The sequence below is a fragment of the Streptomyces sp. NPDC051041 genome, assembly GCF_044456065.1.
Taxonomy (GTDB): Bacteria; Actinomycetota; Actinomycetes; order Streptomycetales; family Streptomycetaceae; genus Streptomyces; species Streptomyces glaucus.
In genome coordinates, this window is sequence record NZ_JBITFM010000029.1 from 1 (window position 1) to 15,613 (window position 15,613).

13 protein-coding genes, 1 rRNA gene and 1 riboswitch are annotated in these 15,613 nt (G+C 71.0%); of the genes, 12 read left to right on the forward strand and 2 right to left on the reverse strand.

What is annotated here, in order from left to right; genetic code table 11:
* The 11 genes from rrf to ACIBAI_RS28050 all read left to right on the forward strand — a co-directional run.
* Positions 1-95, forward strand: a 5S ribosomal RNA gene (gene rrf, locus ACIBAI_RS28000); the annotation flags it as partial.
* Between the two features lie 105 nt (positions 96-200).
* A complete protein-coding gene (locus ACIBAI_RS28005) occupies positions 201-809 on the forward strand; it encodes a CDP-alcohol phosphatidyltransferase family protein (protein WP_189289258.1) in 609 nt (202 codons plus the stop codon).
* A gap of 114 nt (positions 810-923) precedes the next feature.
* Positions 924-3,419: a sugar phosphate nucleotidyltransferase gene (locus ACIBAI_RS28010; protein WP_399038507.1), complete on the forward strand. Its 2,496-nt coding sequence runs from the start codon at positions 924-926 to the stop codon at positions 3,417-3,419.
* A gap of 98 nt (positions 3,420-3,517) precedes the next feature.
* A complete protein-coding gene (locus tag ACIBAI_RS28015; protein WP_399038508.1) occupies positions 3,518-4,459 on the forward strand; it encodes a DUF881 domain-containing protein in 942 nt (313 codons plus the stop codon).
* Positions 4,456-4,788, forward strand: coding sequence for a small basic family protein (locus ACIBAI_RS28020; RefSeq protein ID WP_003977440.1), 333 nt, complete (start codon positions 4,456-4,458; stop codon positions 4,786-4,788). Before ACIBAI_RS28015 ends, ACIBAI_RS28020 begins: the two co-directional genes overlap by 4 nt.
* Before the next feature lie 5 nt (positions 4,789-4,793).
* Positions 4,794-5,630 carry a DUF881 domain-containing protein gene (locus ACIBAI_RS28025; protein ID WP_399038510.1) on the forward strand — a complete coding sequence of 279 codons (837 nt, stop codon included), beginning with the start codon at positions 4,794-4,796 and terminating at the stop codon, positions 5,628-5,630.
* Between the two features lie 61 nt (positions 5,631-5,691).
* Positions 5,692-6,645, forward strand: a complete 954-nt coding sequence (locus ACIBAI_RS28030) for an FHA domain-containing protein (RefSeq protein WP_399038512.1) — start codon at positions 5,692-5,694, stop codon at positions 6,643-6,645.
* 40 nt (positions 6,646-6,685) lie between these two features.
* Positions 6,686-7,423 (forward strand): MerR family transcriptional regulator, encoded by a 738-nt coding sequence (locus tag ACIBAI_RS28035; RefSeq protein WP_399038514.1) that lies wholly within the window; start codon positions 6,686-6,688, stop codon positions 7,421-7,423.
* Between the two features lie 84 nt (positions 7,424-7,507).
* Positions 7,508-7,981: a bifunctional nuclease family protein gene (locus ACIBAI_RS28040; RefSeq protein ID WP_026253112.1), complete on the forward strand. Its 474-nt coding sequence runs from the start codon at positions 7,508-7,510 to the stop codon at positions 7,979-7,981.
* Between the two features lie 271 nt (positions 7,982-8,252).
* A complete protein-coding gene (locus tag ACIBAI_RS28045) occupies positions 8,253-8,933 on the forward strand; it encodes a MerR family transcriptional regulator (protein ID WP_399038516.1) in 681 nt (226 codons plus the stop codon).
* Positions 8,934-9,210: 277 nt separating this feature from the next.
* A complete protein-coding gene (locus ACIBAI_RS28050; protein ID WP_399038518.1) occupies positions 9,211-10,650 on the forward strand; it encodes a DNA polymerase IV in 1,440 nt (479 codons plus the stop codon).
* Positions 10,651-10,781: 131 nt separating this feature from the next.
* Here the strand turns inward: ACIBAI_RS28050 and ACIBAI_RS28055 are convergent, their stop codons facing one another.
* Complete coding sequence (locus ACIBAI_RS28055; protein WP_399038520.1) at positions 10,782-11,153, reverse strand: PRC-barrel domain-containing protein; 372 nt, start codon at positions 11,151-11,153, stop codon at positions 10,782-10,784.
* 112 nt (positions 11,154-11,265) lie between these two features.
* Positions 11,266-11,361, forward strand: a riboswitch (glycine riboswitch).
* A 174-nt stretch (positions 11,362-11,535) separates the two neighbouring features.
* On the opposite strand from ACIBAI_RS28055, the gene gcvP reads away from it, so the two are divergent.
* The gene (gene gcvP, locus ACIBAI_RS28060; protein ID WP_399038521.1) at positions 11,536-14,421 is read left to right on the forward strand and encodes an aminomethyl-transferring glycine dehydrogenase; all 2,886 of its coding nucleotides are present in this window, start codon (positions 11,536-11,538) and stop codon (positions 14,419-14,421) included.
* A gap of 89 nt (positions 14,422-14,510) precedes the next feature.
* Here the strand turns inward: gcvP and ACIBAI_RS28065 are convergent, their stop codons facing one another.
* A complete protein-coding gene (locus tag ACIBAI_RS28065) occupies positions 14,511-15,596 on the reverse strand; it encodes an ABC transporter ATP-binding protein (RefSeq protein ID WP_399038523.1) in 1,086 nt (361 codons plus the stop codon).
* Positions 15,597-15,613: the final 17 nt, after the last annotated feature.

Consider the following 15,613-nt stretch of genomic DNA (forward strand, 5'->3'; position numbering starts at 1 on the left):
AAACGCCCGGTTACATTCCGAACCCGGAAGCTAAGCCTTACAGCGCCGATGGTACTGCAGGGGGGACCCTGTGGGAGAGTAGGACGCCGCCGAACTCCTTTTGAAGCTCTGGCTCTTGGGCATGCCCAAGAGCCAGAGCTTTTTTGCGTTGAGGTAAAGTCGGGGAGCATCGTTGGTTCGTTTCCCCAGGAGGCCCCCGGGTGGAGGTCCAGGAGACCCGCGTCCAGACTGACCGGGTCCTCACCATCCCGAACATTCTCAGCATGGCACGGCTCGTGGGCGTGCCACTGTTCCTGTGGCTGATCCTCAGGCCCGAGTTCGGTGGCCCCAAGAGCGACGGCTGGGCCTTGCTGGTCCTGGCTCTGAGCGGAATCAGTGACTATCTGGACGGCAAGCTCGCGCGACGCTGGAACCAGATCAGCAGCCTCGGCCGGCTGCTTGATCCGGCGGCCGACCGGCTCTACATCCTCTCGACCCTGGTCGGTCTCACCTGGCGTGAGATTCTGCCTCTCTGGTTGACCGCCGTGCTACTGGCCCGAGAGCTCGTCCTCCTGGTGATGGTGGGCATCCTCCGGCGCCATGGCTACCCCCCGCCGCAGGTGAACTTCCTGGGGAAGGCCGCGACGTTCAACTTGATGTACGCCTTCCCGCTGCTCTTGCTCAGTGACGGAAGTGGATGGATCTCGTCACTCGCTGCTATTTTCGGATGGGCGTTCGCCGGATGGGGTACAACCCTGTATTGGTGGGCAGGAGTCCTCTACGTGGTACAAGTCCGCCGCCTGGTCCGAGCGGACGCCATGGCCGATTGAACTCGCTGATTGCTGTGGCCCTTAGCGGCCCGATGGCCCGCGACCGAAAAGTGCGGGACAATCTGGGAGTGAAGTCGGTCAGACCGTCGTCTCTTAGAGGAGGACGCTTCCGACATGAAGGCCGTCGTGATGGCCGGAGGCGAAGGCACCCGCCTTCGTCCTATGACCTCAAGCATGCCCAAGCCGCTCCTGCCAGTGGCCAACCGGCCGATCATGGAGCATGTTCTGAGGCTGCTGAAAAAGCATGGGCTCAATGAAACCGTCGTGACTGTCCAGTTCCTGGCCTCACTGGTCAAGAACTACTTCGGGGACGGGGAAGAGCTCGGAATGGAGCTCACCTATGCCAATGAGGAGAAGCCACTCGGTACCGCCGGAAGCGTCAAGAACGCCGAAGAGGCGTTGAAGGACGATGCTTTCCTTGTCATCTCCGGCGATGCCCTGACCGACTTCGACCTCACCGAGCTGATCAACTTCCACAAGGAAAAGGGCGCGCTGGTCACCGTCTGCCTGACGCGCGTGCCCAACCCCTTGGAGTTCGGTATCACCATTGTCGACGAGGAGGGGCGAGTCGAGCGCTTCCTCGAGAAGCCGACCTGGGGCCAGGTCTTCTCGGACACCGTGAACACCGGTATCTACGTCATGGAGCCCGAGGTCTTCGACTACGTCGAGCCCGACGTGCCCGTCGACTGGTCCGGCGATGTCTTCCCGCAGCTGATGAAGGAAGGCAAGCCGATCTACGGCTACGTGGCCGAGGGCTACTGGGAGGACGTCGGCACGCACGAGAGCTATGTGAAGGCCCAGGCCGACGTCCTGGAGGGCAAGGTCGACGTCGACATCGACGGCTTCGAGCTCTCCCCGGGCGTATGGGTGGCGGAGGGAGCCGAGGTACATCCCGATGCCGTCCTCCGAGGGCCCCTGTACATCGGTGACTACGCCAAGGTCGAGGCCGGCGCGGAAATCCGCGAGCACACCGTCGTCGGATCGAACGTCGTCGTCAAGAGCGGGGCCTTTCTGCACAAGGCCGTCGTGCACGACAACGTGTATGTCGGACCGCACAGCAACCTGCGGGGATGCGTCGTCGGAAAGAACACCGACATCATGCGCGCGGCCCGGATCGAGGACGGCGCGGTCATCGGTGACGAGTGCCTGATCGGTGAAGAATCGATCGTGCAGGGCAATGTGCGGGTCTACCCGTTCAAGACCATCGAGGCCGGCGCCTTCGTCAACACCTCGGTCATCTGGGAGTCCAGAGGACAGGCGCACCTCTTCGGCGCCCGCGGGGTCTCCGGAATCCTGAACGTGGAGATCACCCCGGAACTCGCCGTACGTCTCGCCGGCGCCTACGCGACGACGCTGAAGAAGGGGGCCACCGTCACCACGGCCCGCGACCACTCCCGCGGCGCCCGAGCGCTCAAGCGGGCGGTCATCTCCGCGCTGCAGGCCAGTGCCATCGACGTACGGGACCTGGAGAACGTACCGCTGCCCGTGGCGCGGCAGCAGACCGCGCGGGGAAGCGCCGGCGGCATCATGATCCGGACCACCCCCGGGGTGCCGGACTCCGTGGACATCATGTTCTTCGACGGGCAGGGCGCCGACCTGTCGCAGGCCAGTCAGCGGAAGCTGGACCGGGTCTTCGCGCGACAGGAGTACCGGCGGGCGTTCCCCGGTGAGATCGGTGACCTGCACTTCCCGGCGAGTGTCTTCGACTCGTACACCGGCTCGCTGCTGCGGAACGTCGACACGACCGGAATCGCGGAGTCCGGACTCAAGGTCGTCGTGGATGCTTCGAACGGCAGTGCGGGACTCCTTCTGCCCAGCCTGCTCGGCAAGCTGGGCGTCGACTCGCTGACCATCAACCCCGGTCTCGACGAGTCCCGGCCGACCGAGACGGCCGACATGCGGCGGTCGGGGCTGATGCGCCTCGGTGAGATCGTCGCGTCCTCGCGTGCGGCGTTCGGTGTGCGCTTCGACCCCGTCGGCGAGCGGATCTCGCTCGTCGACGAGAAGGGGCACATCATCGAGGACGACCGGGCGCTGCTGGTGATGCTGGACCTCGTCGCCGCGGAGCGCCGCAGCGGCCGGGTGGCGCTGCCCGTGACCACCACGAGGATCGCCGAGCAGGTGGCGGCCTACCACGGCACCCAGGTCGAGTGGACGACCACGTCACCGGACGACCTGACGCGCGTCGGCCGCGGGGAAGGGACGATCTTCGGCGGCGACGGCAAGGGCGGGTTCATCATCCCCGAGTTCAGCGGCGTCTACGACGGCACGGCGGCCTTCGTGCGGCTGATCGGACTGGTGGCCCGTACGCAGCTCACGCTCAGCCAGATCGACGCGCGCATCCCCCGCGCGCACGTCCTCAAGCGGGATCTGGCGACCCCGTGGGCGGTCAAGGGCCTGGTCATGCGGCGGGTGGTCGAGGCGGCCGGGGACCGCTTCGTGGACACCACCGACGGCGTGCGGGTGGTGGAGAGCGACGGGCGCTGGGTGATGGTGCTGCCCGACCCCGCCGAGGCGGTCACCCACCTGTGGGCCGAGGGGCCCGACGACGCCTCCGCGCAGGCGCTGCTCGACGAGTGGGCGGCCGTCGTGGACAGCGCCGGCCGCTGAAAAGCCCTGCACGCGTGCGTGCCGGACAAGTGTCCCCAACGGGGCCTGTCCGGCACGCCGGTGGGGCCGTTCGAAGGTAGGGGCCGCGACGTGCGACGATGTGCGGCATGCCGCAGCAACCCCCCGTTCGGAGCACTCCTGCGCGGCCCCCGCGCCCCGACGCGTCCATGTCGCTGCTGACCAACGTCATGGACCACAGCCTCGACGACGGATACGCCGAGGCCGCCGCGCGGAAGCGGGCCGCGGGCGACGGCCGTCTGCCGAAGACCCTCAGGGCCAAGCTCGGCCTGGCCGCGGGCCTGGTGCTCGCGGCCTTCGTCGTGACCGTGGGCGCGGCACAGGCACGGGTCGCGGCCCCGACCGTCGCCAAGGAGCGGGAGGAACTCGTCGACCGCATCGACCGGGAGACCGAGGCGGCGGACGAACTGGAGGAGAGCGTCGACGAACTGCGCGCGGACGTGAGCGCGCGGCAGCGGGAGGCGCTGAGGAACAGCGGCGGCAGCGACCGGCTGGAGCTGGTGAGCATCCTGTCGGGCGCGACCGCGGTGCACGGTCCCGGTGTACGGCTCGTGGTGAACGACGCCAAGGACACCGTGGTGGGAGGCGACGGGGAGCCACGCGGGACGTCCGGGTTCTCCGACACCGGCCGGGTGCGCGACCGGGACATGCAGCGCGTGGTCAACGGGCTATGGGCGTCGGGCGCCGAGGCCGTGGCCATCAACGGGCAGCGGCTGACGGCGCTGTCCGCGATCAGAGCCGCGGGGGACGCCATACTGGTCGACAACAGGCCGCTGGTGCCGCCGTACACGGTGCTCGCGGTCGGGGACGGCGAGCGGCTCAGCACCAGGTTCCAGAACAGTCCCGACGGGCTGTACCTGCATGCCCTGCAGGAGAACTTCGGCATCCGGACCGGTATCTCCGTGGAGGACGGCCTCCGGCTGCCTGCCGCACCGAGTGTCACCGTACGCACGGCACAGCCGCACACCCAGAACAACGAGAACACCCAGAACAACGAGAACACCGGGAAGGGCACATCGTGATCGCCGTACTGGGCCTCGTCGTGGGCGTCGTGGCCGGCCTGTTGGTCCGGCCCGAGGTTCCCGCGGCCGTCGAGCCTTATCTGCCGATCGCTGTCGTGGCCGCGCTCGACGCCGTCTTCGGCGGTCTGCGGGCCATGCTCGACGGCATCTTCGACGACAAGGTCTTCGTGGTGTCGTTCCTGTCGAACGTGGTCGTGGCCGCGCTGATCGTGTTCCTGGGCGACAAGCTGGGTGTGGGGGCCCAGTTGTCCACCGGCGTCGTGGTCGTCCTCGGCATCCGCATCTTCTCCAACGCCGCGGCGATCCGCCGGCACGTGTTCCGGGCGTGAGGCCGATGAGCGAGCACGACGGCAAAACCGGGAACCGGTTGCGGAAGGAACTGCCCCAGGAAGTGCCCGCGGCGACGGCCCCCCCGCCCGAGGGGACCCCTGCGGAGCCGCAGCCCGAGCTGACCGGCCGGCAGCGGCTGGTGAAAGGGCTGTGGCCGCCGCGCGTCACCCGGGCCCAACTCATCTTCGCCCTGCTGCTGTTCGGGCTGGGATTCGGGCTGGCCGTCCAGGTGGCTTCCAACAGCGACAACGACAGTGCCCTGCGCGGCGCGCGTCAGGAGGATCTCGTGCGCATCCTCGATGAACTGGACGACCGCACACAGCGTCTTGAGGACGAGAAGCAGGGGCTCGAGAAGCAGCGGGACGAGCTGAAGAACAGTTCCGACCAGGCCGAGGAGGCCCGTCGGCAGACGGTTGAGAAGGAACGGCAACTCGGCGTACTGGCGGGCACGGTGGCCGCTCAGGGGCCCGGTATCACGATGACCATCGAGGACACGAAGGGGACGGTCGAGGCGGACATGCTGCTCGACGCGATCCAGGAGCTGCGCGCGGCCGGCGCGGAGGCGCTCCAGGTGAACGGCGTACGGGTCGTAGCCGACACGTATCTGACAGATTCCGGCAAGAGTGTGAGCGTCGACGGGAACAAGATCAACGCGCCCTATCGTTTCAAGGTCATCGGCAAGCCGCAGGACCTCGAACCGGCGCTCAACATCCCAGGAGGCGTGGTGCAGACTCTGGAGAAAGAACAGGCCACCGTTACCGTTGAGCGGTCGAGCAAGATCGTCGTGGACGCCTTGCGAGCGGTGGAGCGGCCTGACTACGCTCGGTCGTCCTCCCAGTGAACCGGGGGTGCATGGGGGCTGTCGGACAGGAGCATGAGGTTCTGGGGGGTCGGCGCACCGAATGGGCGGTGCGTGGTGGAAACTGTCTGGTGGAGGCGGACGTTGTGAGGATGTCCGGGTCGGCCAGTACGTTCAGTCAGGGTTCGTCCTGCCCCACGGGCGGGTCTGTTTCGGTCAAGGGGAATCGCCCGTGAAGTTGTTTGCGAAGTTGTTCGGCAAGAGCGCGCGAGAGGGCAGCGACAACGCCACCGCCCGTCATCGCGCACAGCCCGACGCGGAGGGCCAGCGTCCGTTGTTCCGTGACCAGGTGACTGGTCCGGGCGGTGGCATTTCCGGAGGTCAGGGCGCGTCGTCGGTTGACCCTGCGCAGTCCGGCGGCATAGGTTTCGGGCAACCGTCAGCCTCAGGTGCGGGTGAAGGGTCTTCCGGCCCGTATCCGTCCGACGTCCCGGCGGGGCAGCCGCGGCAGGAGGATCCGATGTCGGCCCTGGTGTGCACGAGGTGCGGCAACCGCAACGCGGAGAACAGTCGCTTCTGCTCCAACTGCGGCGCGCCGCTGCGGCCCGGGGCCGTGCCGGAGCGTTCCTCCGAGACGACCTCGACGATCTCCATCTCCGGTCTCGAGGCCTACGACGCCGAAGCCACCGGCCAGACGCAGATGCCGATGCTCTCGCCCGAGGCTCAGGCGGCCGTCGACGCGCTGCCCCAGGGCTCCGCGCTCCTGGTCGTGCGCCGCGGCCCGAACTCGGGCAGCCGTTTCCTGCTGGACAGCGACCTGACCACGGCCGGGCGCCATCCGCAGAGCGACATCTTCCTGGACGACGTGACGGTCTCCCGCCGGCACGTGGAGTTCCGCCGTAGCCCGGACGGCAGCTTCACGGTGGCCGACGTGGGCAGCCTGAACGGCACGTACGTCAACCGGGAGCGGATCGACCAGGTCGCCCTGTCCAACGGGGACGAGGTGCAGATCGGCAAGTACCGGCTGGTCTTCTACGCGAGCCAGCAGGGCTACTGACCCTCCCGGACCCCGTCCGGGGCACCCCCAGGGAAAATCCATGCGGCGAACACCGAGCGGCGGTGCCGGGGACGGCACCGCCGCCGCGGACAGCGGGCTGATGAGCATCGGCACCGTGCTGAACGTGCTGCGCGACGAGTTCCCCGAAGTGACGATCTCCAAAATCCGTTTCCTGGAGTCGGAGGGGCTCATCGAGCCGCGGCGGACCCCCTCGGGGTATCGCAAGTTCAGCGCGGCGGACGTCGAGCGCCTCGGCCACGTACTGAGGATGCAGCGGGACCACTACCTGCCGCTCAAGGTGATCCGCGAGCACCTGGACGCGATGGAGCGCGGCGAGGCCGTCCCGCTGCCGGCGCTGGGCCGGCAGCGGGACGGGGAGACCGGGCCGGAGCCCGCCGACGGGCCCGCGGCGGCCCGGGTCGGGCGGGCCGAGCTGCTCGCGGCCGCCGGGATCGAGGAGGAGGCTCTCCGGGAGTGGGAGTCCTACGGGCTGCTCGCTCCGCTGGAGGACGGGGTGTACGACGCGGAGGCGGTCACCGTCGCGTCGCTCATCGTGGAGCTGGGGCGGTTCGGGATCGAGCCGCGGCACCTGCGGGTGATGAAGGCCGCCGCCGACCGTGAGGCCGGGCTGGTGGAGCAGGTGGTGGCCCCGCTGAAGCGGCACCGGAACCCGCAGACCAGGGCGCATGCCGAGGCCCGTACCAAGGAGCTGGCGGGGCTCACGGTGAAGCTGCACGCGGCTCTGGTGCAGACCGCGCTCGGGGTCCGGCTGCCCTGAAACGGGTGGTCCCGCGGGCCCGGATCGGCCACCTGTTCCCGGCCCGACTACCCAAAGGTCCCGGGCACGGCCTAGGGTTGCTGTGTGAACGAGCTCGATGTCGTAGGTGTCCGGGTCGAAATGCCCTCCAACCAACCGATCGTGCTGCTGCGTGAAGTGGGGGGCGACCGCTATCTCCCCATCTGGATCGGGCCGGGGGAGGCGACCGCGATCGCCTTCGCCCAGCAGGGCATGGCTCCCGCGCGGCCGCTGACCCACGACCTGTTCAAGGACGTGCTGGAAGCCGTCGGTCAGGAGCTCACCGAAGTACGCATCACCGACCTGCGTGAGGGGGTCTTCTACGCGGAGCTGGTCTTCGCCAGCGGGGTCGAGGTGAGCGCCCGGCCGTCCGATGCCATAGCGCTGGCCCTGCGTACCGGGACGCCGATCTACGGCAGTGACACGGTGCTCGACGACGCCGGCATCGCGATCCCGGACGAGCAGGAGGACGAGGTGGAGAAGTTCCGCGAGTTCCTCGACCAGATCTCGCCGGAGGACTTCGGCACCAGCAGCCAGTGAGGCGCGTGGGCGGTCCGGCGGACGATCGGGCCGACGGGCCGTCGAGGGACGCGCACCCGTCGGCCGGTGACGGCCGAGGCGTCGGCCTGTGCCGAGGCGACCGGGAGCGTTCCGCGTCCCCGCCGAGGCATTCGGCTAGCCTTTCCCCGCGGTCGGGCACGGGAAACCACTCTTAGGGTGATTATCACTCGGCGTGCCGAGTGTGGCGGTCGTTGACGCACCCCTGGTGGCTGCCTACCGTCGAGAAGGCAGGTCAAGGACGGAGGTCGGCGTGAGAAGCAGCGGCGACGGTACGGCTGGGGGCGCCTCCCGCAGTCTCGGGGCGAGCGGTCCGTACCCTCCCCCAAGCTCTCGGCTCCGCTCGAGCAGGGGGTACCCCCCGCACGACAGCGCCGCCGATCACGTCCCGCAGCGACCGACGGCCGTGCCGAGCAGCGGAGGGACGACGTCCATGGCGTCCGAGCAGATCGGTTATCGCGGTCCGACGGCCTGCGCGGCCGCCGGTATCACCTACCGGCAGCTCGACTACTGGGCCCGTACCGGGCTCGTCGAGCCGAGTGTGCGGCCCGCTCACGGGTCCGGCACGCAGCGTCTGTACAGCTTCCGGGACGTTGTCGTCCTGAAGATCGTCAAGCGGTTCCTCGACACCGGGGTGTCGTTGCAGAACATCCGCACCGCCGTGCAGCATCTCAGGGAACGCGGTTTCCGCGATCTGGAGCGGATGACGCTGATGAGCGACGGGGCGACGGTGTACGAATGCACCTCGCCGGACGAGGTCCACGCTCTGCTCCAGGGCGGCCAGGGGATCTTCGGGATCGCCGTCGGAGTGGTGTGGCGGGACGTCGAGAGCGCCCTGTCGCAGCTGCACGGGGAGCGGATCGACACGGGTGAGACGCTGGTCGGGCACAACCCGGCGGACGAGCTGGCGCGGCGGCGGAACCGGGCTGTCTGAGCGCCCGGAGCGGGGGAGCACGCGGCCGGGTGGACCGTGCGGCGGCCACCGGGTGTCCGCGGGGTGCTGTAAGCGGTTTCATCGCGGAGTTCCCGGCGGGAGGGAACGGGAAGTCCGGGGACGGGGCCCGGAGCGCGTCACCGGGGCGTCCCGGCGACGGGCGAGGGGCGTGGCCGGAGGGTGCCCGAGTGGTCGTGGAGGCCGTGTCCGGGTGCGCCCGAGCGGGCCGGGGCGGCCGGGTGGGGCGTTGTCAGTGGGGTAGGGCAGCATCGTAGGCGTGAGAAGCGCTCCCACGATCCTGCATCTCGACATGGACGCCTTCTTCGCCTCGGTGGAGCAGGCGTCCAAGCCGAGCCTGCGGGGAAAAGCCGTCGTCGTGGGCGGGCTCGGGCCGCGCGGGGTGGTGGCCACGGCCTCGTACGAGGCGCGGGTCTTCGGGGTGCACTCGGCGATGCCCATGGCGCTGGCCCGGCGGCGCGCGCCGAACGCCGCGTATCTCGTGCCCCGCTTCGGGTTCTACCGGTCGATCAGCGAGCAGGTGATGAGGCTGCTGCGGGCGTTGTCGCCCCTGGTGGAACCGCTCAGCCTGGACGAGGCGTTCGTGGACCTGGAGGCCGGCGGTGCGGCCCGGGACGCGGAGTCGGCGCGGCTGGTCGGGGCGAGGCTGCGCGCGGACATCCGGGCCGTCACGGGGCTCACGGGGTCGGTGGGCCTGGCCGCCTCCAAGATGCTCGCCAAGATCGCCTCGGAACAGGCCAAGCCGGACGGGCTGGTGCTGATCGAGCCGGGGACCGAGCAGGCCCTGCTCGGGCCGATGCCGGTGCGGACGCTGCCCGGCGTGGGGCCGGCGACCGGTGACCATCTGCGGCGGGCCGGGATCCACACGGTCGGGGAGCTCGCCGAGGCGGGCGAGGACGAACTCGTACGGCTGCTGGGAAAGGCCCACGGCCACGCGCTGTACGCGATGGCGCTGGCCCGGGACGAGCGGCCCGTGGTGGCCGAGCGGGAGGCCAAGTCGGTGTCGGTCGAGGACACGTACGACGTGGACATCCACGACCGGACACGGATCGGGCTGGAGGTGCGGCGGCTGGCCGACCGGTGTGTGCGGCGGCTGCGCGAGGCGGGGCTGTCCGGGCGGACCATCGTGCTGAAGGTGCGGCGGTACGACTTCTCCACGCTGACCCGGTCGGAGACCCTGCGCGGGCCCACGGACGACCCGGCGGTGGTGCGGGAGGCGGCGGCGCGGCTGCTGGACTCGGTGGACACGACGGGCGGCGTACGGCTGCTCGGGGTCGGTGTCAGCGGCCTCGCCGACTACACGCAGGAGGATCTGTTCGCGCAGGCGGCGGGCGAGCGGGCGGACGGTCCGGCCGAGGAGCCGCGGGACGCGCCGCGCGCGGGCTCGCCGACCGGGGAGGCAGCGGCACCCGCCGAGCGGCGGTGGCCGGCGGGGCACGACGTGCGGCACGCCGAGTACGGGCACGGATGGGTGCAGGGCAGCGGCCTGGGGCGGGTCACCGTACGGTTCGAGACCCCCCGCTCGGAGCCCGGGCGGGTGCGGACGTTCCGGGTCGACGACCCGGATCTGGAACCGGCGGAACCGCTGCCGTTGGTGCCGTGCGGACCCGGGGACGCCGGCCCCTCGGGCACGGACACCGGGACGGCGGAAGCGACGTGCGCGGCGCCGGGTCAGCGGGCCTGGTCGGGGAGGGGATGAGGGCCTGTCGGTGGACGGTCGACCGGCGCAAGGGACCCGGGAGGCTCCGGGGCCCGCGCGTCCGGCCGCTCCCGGACCGGCCGCTCCCGGACCAACCGCTCGCCGGGGGCCTGCGCGCGGCGGGGCCCTTCTCAGCTCTCCTCCGTGCCCGCCAGTCCGCCGAGGGCGCGGCCGGGGAGCGAGGGGGGAGGGGCCACGTCGAGACCGTAGTGGTGGTAGAGCTGGAGTTCCTGCTCCGGTGACAGGTGGCGGCCGACGCCGAAGTCGGGGGCGTCCTTGATCAGGGCCCGGTCGAAGGGCACGTGCAGGGCGCCGTCGATCAGCTCGCTGGGCTCCAGGGGGACGAAGGCGTCCCGGCTGAACAGGCCGGTGCGTATGGCCGCCCATTCGGGCACGCCGGTGGCGTCGTCGAGGTAGATCTCGTCGATGGTGCCGATCTTGTCGCCGTTGCGGTCGAACGCCTTGCGGCCGATCAGGTTGCGCGGATCGACGTCGGTCTGCACGGGCCCTCCAGGTGGTCGCAATCATTCGTAAGCACTACGAAAGAGCACTTTCCGGGTGGCGGCCACTCGAAGGTCGGGGCATCGGCCTCGCTGGTACGCTGACAGCGGCTGCTGACCCCGTGCGGGAGAGTCCTCCAAGCGTCACCGGAGGCGCCGAAGGAGCAAATCCTCCCCGGAATCTCTCAGGCCCACGTACCGCACGGACGAGGCCACTCTGGAAAGCAGAGCGGGTGTCGACGGCTTCCGCTCTCACCGACGGTGAAAACCGGGGCCCACGGGCGGCCCGGTGAAGCTCTCAGGTCGAGATGACAGAGGGGGAGGCCGTCCGGGCACCCGCGCCGTGGTGCCCTCGAAGGTCGCGTCAGACCAGGAGGCCTCCGCAATGACCGCCCAGCGCATTCCGCTCTCCGAACTCGAACGGGGAATCCCCTTCGAACAGCGCCACATCGGCCCCGACCACGAGGCCCGGGCCAAGATGCTCGCGCAGGTCGGCTACGGCTCGCTCGACGAACTGACCGCCGCCGCGGTGCCGGATGTGATCAAGAACGTCGGCGCGCTCGACCTGCCGGGCGCGCGCAGCGAGGCCGAGGTGCTGGCCGAGCTGCGGTCGCTGGCCGACCGCAACCAGGTCCTGGACTCGATGATCGGGCTCGGCTACTACGGGACGTTCACCCCGCCCGTGATCCTGCGCAACGTCATGGAGAACCCGGCCTGGTACACCGCGTACACGCCGTACCAGCCGGAGATATCGCAGGGCCGGCTCGAAGCGCTGCTGAACTTCCAGACCATGGTCGCCGACCTCACCGGACTGCCGACCTCCGGGGCCTCGCTGCTGGACGAGGGCACCGCCGCGGCCGAGGCCATGGCGCTGATGCGGCGCATGGGCAAGAACAAGAAGGGCCTGCTCCTGGTCGACGCGGACGCGCTGCCGCAGACCATCGCCGTGCTCCGGACCCGCGCCGAGCCGACCGGCGTCGAGGTCGTCGTCGCCGACCTGAGCGAGGGCATCCCGGCCGAGGTCGCCGAGCGGGAGATCAACGGCGTGCTGATCCAGTACCCGGGCGCCTCCGGGGCCGTACGGGACATCAGGCCGGTCGTCGACCGGGCGCACGAGCTCGGGGCGCTGGTCACCGTGGCGGCCGACCTGCTCGCGCTGACCCTGCTGAAGTCGCCGGGCGAGCTGGGGGCGGACATCGCGGTCGGCACCACGCAGCGCTTCGGCGTGCCGATGGGCTTCGGCGGGCCGCACGCCGGCTACATGGCGGTGCGCGAGAGCTTCGCGCGCAGCCTGCCCGGGCGGCTCGTGGGCGTCTCCGTGGACGCCGACGGGCACCGGGCCTACCGGCTCGCCCTGCAGACGCGTGAGCAGCACATCCGGCGGGAGAAGGCCACCAGCAACATCTGCACCGCGCAGGTGCTGCTCGCCGTGATGGCCGGGATGTACGCCGTCTACCACGGGCCCGACGGGCTGAGGGGCATCGCGCGGCGCACCCACCGGTACGCCGCGATCCTCGCCGAGGGGCTGCGGGCCGGTGGCGTCGAGGTGGTGCACGGCGCCTTCTTCGACACGCTGACCGTGCGCGCCGGGGGCCGGGCCGCCGAGGTCGTCGCCGCCGCGCGCGCGAACGGCGTCAACCTGCGGCTCGTCGACGCCGACCACGTGTCGATCGCCTGCGACGAGACCACCACGCGGGCCCGGCTGGACGCCGTGTGGAACGCGTTCGGCGTCCAGGGCGACGTCGAGGCGCTGGACGCGGCCACGGGGGACGCCCTGCCGGACGGCCTGCTGCGCACCGACGAGTACCTGACGCACCCCGTCTTCCACCAGCACCGCTCCGAGACCGCGATGCTGCGCTACCTGCGCAGGCTCGCCGACCGCGACTACGCGCTCGACCGCGGCATGATCCCGCTGGGCTCCTGCACCATGAAGCTCAACGCGACCACGGAGATGGAGCCGGTCACCTGGCCCGAGTTCGGGCAGCTGCACCCCTTCGCGCCGGCCGAGCAGGCGGCGGGCTACCTCACGCTCATCCGCGAGCTGGAGGACCGTCTCGCCGAGGTCACCGGGTACGACAAGGTGTCGCTGCAGCCGAACGCCGGATCGCAGGGTGAGCTGGCCGGCCTGCTCGCCGTACGCGGGTACCACCGGGCCAACGGCGACGACCGGCGGACCGTCTGCCTGATCCCGTCCTCCGCGCACGGCACGAACGCCGCGAGCGCCGTCATGGCCGGCATGAAGGTCGTCGTGGTGAGGACCGCCGACAACGGCGAGATCGACGTCGAGGACCTGCGGGCGAAGATCGAGCGGTACCGCGACGAACTGGCGGTGCTGATGATCACCTACCCCTCGACGCACGGCGTGTTCGAGGAGCACGTCTCCGACATCTGCGCGCAGGTGCACGAGGCGGGCGGCCAGGTGTACGTCGACGGGGCCAACCTCAACGCGCTGGTGGGCCTGGCCCGGCCGGGGCACTTCGGCGGCGACGTCTCGCACCTGAACCTGCACAAGACGTTCTGCATCCCGCACGGCGGCGGCGGCCCGGGCGTCGGCCCGGTGGCCGTACGGGCGCACCTGGCTCCGTACCTGCCGAACCACCCGCTGCAGCCCGCCGCGGGGCCGGAGACGGGCGTGGGCCCGGTCTCGGCGGCCCCCTGGGGCTCGGCGGGCATCCTGCCGATCTCGTGGGCGTACGTCCGGCTCATGGGCGGCGAGGGGCTCAAGCGCGCCACGCAGGTGGCGGTGCTGTCGGCCAACTACGTCGCCAAGCGGCTGGAGCCGCACTACCCGGTCCTCTACACCGGTCCCGGCGGGCTGGTCGCGCACGAGTGCATCATCGATCTGCGGCCGCTGACCAAGGCGACCGGAGTGACCGTGGACGACGTCGCCAAGCGGCTGATCGACTACGGCTTCCACGCGCCGACGATGTCGTTCCCGGTGGCCGGGACGCTGATGATCGAGCCGACCGAGTCCGAGGACCTGGCCGAACTCGACCGGTTCTGCGACGCGATGATCGCGATCCGCGCGGAGATCGAGAAGGTCGGCTCCGGCGAGTGGCCCGCGGACGACAACCCGCTGCGGGGCGCCCCGCACACCGCGGCCGCGCTGGGCGGGGAGTGGACGCACCCGTACAGCCGCGCGGAGGCGGTCTTCCCGGGCGGGGTGACGGCCGCGGACAAGTACTGGCCGCCGGTGCGCCGCATCGACCAGGCCTTCGGCGACCGCAACCTGGTGTGCTCCTGCCCGCCGCTGGAGGCGTACGAGGACTGAGCACGTGTCCCGTGCGCAAGGGCCCCGCCCCCGGCCGAGTGCGGCCGGGGGCGGGGCCCTGCCGGTTCCGGGCGTCGCCGCGCCGGGGCTCACGCCGGGTACGCGTGGGTCTGCGTCGCCTTGACCGCCGCCCAGACCCGGGCGCCCGGGTGCAGGCCGAGTTCGGCCGCGGCGACCGCGGTGAGGTCGGCGGCCAGGGGGAGCTCGCCCGTCAGGTCCACGCGGATCCGGTCGCCGTGGGTCTCCAGGCCGGCGACCTCGCAGCGCCACAGGTTGCGGGCGCTGGAGCCGGTGGGCCGGTCCCGGTACAGGGTCACGGCGCCCGGCGGGAAGGCCACGAAGACCGGGCCGGACAGGTCCTCGGTGGTGGTGACGGCGGGACCGGCGTCGAGCCGGACGGTGTGGCCGCCGGCCCGGCCCCGGTAGAGGTTCAGGCCGACCAGCCGCGCGATGTAGTCCGTGCGGGGGCGGCGGGCGATGCCGGAGGGGGTGCCCTCCTGCACGACCCGGCCGTGTTCGACGACCACCAGCCGGTCCGCGAGCACCATGGCGTCCAGGGGGTCGTGGGTGACCAGGACGGCCACCGCCTCGAAGCCGGCCAGGTGACGGCGGAGCTGGGCGCGCACCTCCAGGCGGGTACGGGCGTCCAGCGCCGCGAGCGGTTCGTCGAGGAGCAGCAGCCGGGGACGGATGGCCAGGGCGCGGGCGAGGGCGACGCGCTGGGCCTGGCCGCCGGAGAGCCGGCGGGGCTTGGCGCCGGCGTGCTCGGCCAGGCCCATGCGGTCCAGCCAGGCGGCGGCCCGGGCGCGGGCCTCCGCCTTGGTCGCGCCCCGGCAGCGCGGGCCGAAGGCCACGTTGTCGAGGGCCGTCAGGTGGGGGAAGAGCAGGTAGTCCTGGAAGACCACGCCGACGGGGCGGGACTCGGGCGGCGTGCGCTCCAGGGCGGCGCCGTCGAGGCGCAGATGGCCGTCCGTGAGCGGCACCAGGCCGGCGAGGGCGCGCAGGGCCGTCGTCTTGCCGGCGCCGTTGGGGCCGAGCAGGGCGACGACGTCGCCGGGGGCGGCGGTCAGCGTCACGTCGAGGCGGAAGGCGCCGCGGTCGACGACGAGCCGCGCGTCGAGGCCTTCGGCGCAGGTGCCGCGGCCGGCGGGGCCGGGGGCGTCGTGGTCGGTCATGAGGGGGCGTCCACCAT

Coding starts and splice junctions, on each gene's coding strand:
- ACIBAI_RS28025 (WP_399038510.1), top strand. CDS start 4,794: ATGAGCGAGCACGACGGCAAAACCGGGAACCGGTTGCGGAAGGAACTG.
- ACIBAI_RS28015 (WP_399038508.1), top strand. CDS start 3,518: ATGTGCGGCATGCCGCAGCAACCCCCCGTTCGGAGCACTCCTGCGCGG.
- ACIBAI_RS28035 (WP_399038514.1), top strand. CDS start 6,686: ATGCGGCGAACACCGAGCGGCGGTGCCGGGGACGGCACCGCCGCCGCG.
- ACIBAI_RS28010 (WP_399038507.1), top strand. CDS start 924: ATGAAGGCCGTCGTGATGGCCGGAGGCGAAGGCACCCGCCTTCGTCCT.
- gcvP (WP_399038521.1), top strand. CDS start 11,536: ATGACCGCCCAGCGCATTCCGCTCTCCGAACTCGAACGGGGAATCCCC.
- ACIBAI_RS28030 (WP_399038512.1), top strand. CDS start 5,692: ATGGGCGGTGCGTGGTGGAAACTGTCTGGTGGAGGCGGACGTTGTGAG.
- ACIBAI_RS28065 (WP_399038523.1), bottom strand. CDS start 15,596: ATGACCGACCACGACGCCCCCGGCCCCGCCGGCCGCGGCACCTGCGCC.